Source organism: Simiduia aestuariiviva, from assembly GCF_014192475.1.
In the GTDB taxonomy this organism is placed as follows: domain Bacteria; phylum Pseudomonadota; class Gammaproteobacteria; order Pseudomonadales; family Cellvibrionaceae; genus Simiduia; species Simiduia aestuariiviva.
Window position 1 is genome coordinate 1 of the sequence record NZ_JACHXZ010000009.1, and the last position, 3,338, is coordinate 3,338.

Sequence of the window (3,338 nt, forward strand, 5' to 3'; positions counted from 1 at the left end):
TTCTTCAGTCGTTGTCCAATCAACAGTCAACACAATCGTTTCTGTTATATGGTCAAGCCTCACGAGCAATTAGTACGGGTTAGCTCAATGCCTCGCAGCACTTCCACACCCCGCCTATCAACGTCGTAGTCTTCAACGGCTCTTTAGGGGACTTAAAGTCCCAGGGAGATCTCATCTTGAAGGAGGCTTCCCGCTTAGATGCTTTCAGCGGTTATCCCGTCCGAACGTAGCTACCGGGCAATGCCATTGGCATGACAACCCGAACACCAGCGGTTCGTTCACTCCGGTCCTCTCGTACTAGGAGCAACTCTTCTCAAATCTCCAACGCCCACGGCAGATAGGGACCGAACTGTCTCACGACGTTCTAAACCCAGCTCGCGTACCACTTTAAATGGCGAACAGCCATACCCTTGGGACCGGCTTCAGCCCCAGGATGTGATGAGCCGACATCGAGGTGCCAAACACCGCCGTCGATGTGAACTCTTGGGCGGTATCAGCCTGTTATCCCCGGAGTACCTTTTATCCGTTGAGCGATGGCCCTTCCATACAGAACCACCGGATCACTATGACCTACTTTCGTACCTGCTCGACGTGTCAGTCTCGCAGTCAAGCTGGCTTGTGCCATTACACTAACCTCCTGATTTCCGACCAGGATTAGCCAACCTTCGTGCTCCTCCGTTACTCTTTGGGAGGAGACCGCCCCAGTCAAACTGCCCACCATGCACTGTCCGCAATCCCGATAAGGGACCGACGTTAGAACCTCAAACATACCAGGGTGGTATTTCAAGGACGGCTCCACCACAACTAGCGTCGTGGCTTCAAAGCCTCCCACCTATCCTACACAAATAGGTTCAAAGTTCAGTGCAAAGCTACAGTAAAGGTTCACGGGGTCTTTCCGTCTAGCCGCGGGTACACTGCATCTTAACAGCGATTTCAATTTCACTGAGTCTCGGGTGGAGACAGCGCCGCCATCATTACGCCATTCGTGCAGGTCGGAACTTACCCGACAAGGAATTTCGCTACCTTAGGACCGTTATAGTTACGGCCGCCGTTTACCGGGGCTTCGATCAAGAGCTTCGCATAAGCTAACCCCATCAATTAACCTTCCGGCACCGGGCAGGCGTCACACCCTATACGTCCACTTACGTGTTTGCAGAGTGCTGTGTTTTTAATAAACAGTTGCAGCGGCCTGGTTACTTCGACCACCAACAGCTTACGGGGCAAGCCCTTCACCGTCAGTGGTGCACCTTCTCCCGAAGTTACGGTGCTATTTTGCCTAGTTCCTTCACCCGAGTTCTCTCAAGCGCCTTGGTATTCTCTACCTGATCACCTGTGTCGGTTTACAGTACGGTTCTTTGTTACCTGAAGCTTAGAAGCTTTTCTTGGAAGCATGGCATCAACCACTTCGTCGTCTAAAAGACAACTCGTCATCAGTTCTCAGCCTTAGGAATCCGGATTTGCCTAAATTCCCAGCCTACAACCTTAAACACGGACAACCAACGCCGTGATGGCCTAGCCTTCTCCGTCCCTCCATCGCAGTAAAAAAAAGTGCAGGAATATTAACCTGCTTCCCATCGACTACGCATTTCTGCCTCGCCTTAGGGGCCGACTAACCCTGTCCCGATTAACGTTGGACAGGAAACCTTGATCTTCCGGCGGGGGAGTTTTTCACTCCCCTTGTCGTTACTCATGTCAGCATTCGCACTTCTGATACCTCCAGCATGCCTGACAACACACCTTCAACAGCTTACAGAACGCTCCCCTACCCCGCATACAAGTATGCAGCCACAGCTTCGGTTGCTAATTTTAGCCCCGTTACATCTTCCGCGCAGGCCGACTCGACTAGTGAGCTATTACGCTTTCTTTAAAGGATGGCTGCTTCTAAGCCAACCTCCTAGCTGTCTAAGCCTTCCCACATCGTTTCCCACTTAATTAACATTTGGGACCTTAGCTGGTGGTCTGGGTTGTTTCCCTCTTGACGACGGACGTTAGCACCCGCCGTCTGTCTCCCGGATAGTACTCACTGGTATTCGGAGTTTGCATGGGGTTGGTAAGTCGGGATGACCCCCTAGCCCAAACAGTGCTCTACCCCCAGTGGTATTCGTCCGAGGCTCTACCTAAATAGATTTCGGGGAGAACCAGATATCTCCGAGCTTGATTAGCCTTTCACTCCGATCCACAAGTCATCCCCTAATTTTTCAACATTAGTGGGTTCGGTCCTCCAGTTAGTGTTACCCAACCTTCAACCTGCTCATGGATAGATCGCCCGGTTTCGGGTCTATTGCCAGCGACTAAAACGCCCTATTAAGACTCGGTTTCCCTACGGCTCCCCTAAACGGTTAACCTTGCCACTGACAATAAGTCGCTGACCCATTATACAAAAGGTACGCAGTCACAGAACAAGTCTGCTCCTACTGCTTGTACGCATACGGTTTCAGGTTCTATTTCACTCCCCTCACAGGGGTTCTTTTCGCCTTTCCCTCACGGTACTGGTTCACTATCGGTCAGATGGGAGTATTTAGCCTTGGAGGATGGTCCCCCCATGTTCAAACAGGATATCACGTGTCCCGTCCTACTCGTTTTCACAACAAGTGCCTTTTCGTGTACGGGGCTATCACCCTGTATCGCCCAACTTTCCAGAAGGTTCCACTAAAACACAAGTTGCTTAAGGGCTGGTCCCCGTTCGCTCGCCGCTACTAAGGGAATCTCGGTTGATTTCTTTTCCTCCGGGTACTTAGATGTTTCAGTTCCCCGGGTTCGCCTCGTACACCTATGTATTCAGTGCACGATACTGAGCAAGCTCAGTGGGTTTCCCCATTCGGAAATGTTAGGATCAAAGCATGTTTGCCGGCTCCCCTAACCTTATCGCAGGCTCCTACGTCCTTCATCGCCTCCATCTGCCTAGGCATCCACCGTATGCGCTTAGTCGCTTGACCATATAACACAAGCGACTGTATTGACTATCTATCTGATTTTCCAACGCTTAAATTCCGAAGAATTTAAATACTGAAGTCAATCGCAACAACAAATTTTCGCCGAACAGGTGTGCTTGAGACACACTCATTCATATATCAGCAATTATTACAACTTTACATTTACCTTGTTAAAGAGCGTCTGGTGTGAAACCAGGAAGCTGACTTCTTTTTCGCGCCGCACTGACTGTGCAAACTCAAAAAATCAGGTTCCTGATGTCTTACGTAGTGAATCAAGCGAATGTTTTTCTGTACAACAACCAACACACATCATTTACTTAAAAATAATGGTGGAGCTATGCGGGATCGAACCGCAGACCTCTTGGATGCAAACCAAGCGCTCTCCCAGCTGAGCTATAGCCCCGT

Annotated in this window: 1 tRNA gene and 1 rRNA gene; both read right to left on the minus strand. The window is 50.3% G+C overall.

The window, feature by feature from the left end:
- Positions 1–48 precede the first annotated feature (48 nt).
- Positions 49–2,936 (minus strand): 23S ribosomal RNA (locus FHS30_RS16900).
- 324 nt (positions 2,937–3,260) lie between these two features.
- Positions 3,261–3,336: transfer RNA gene (locus FHS30_RS16905), tRNA-Ala, on the minus strand.
- Positions 3,337–3,338: the final 2 nt, after the last annotated feature.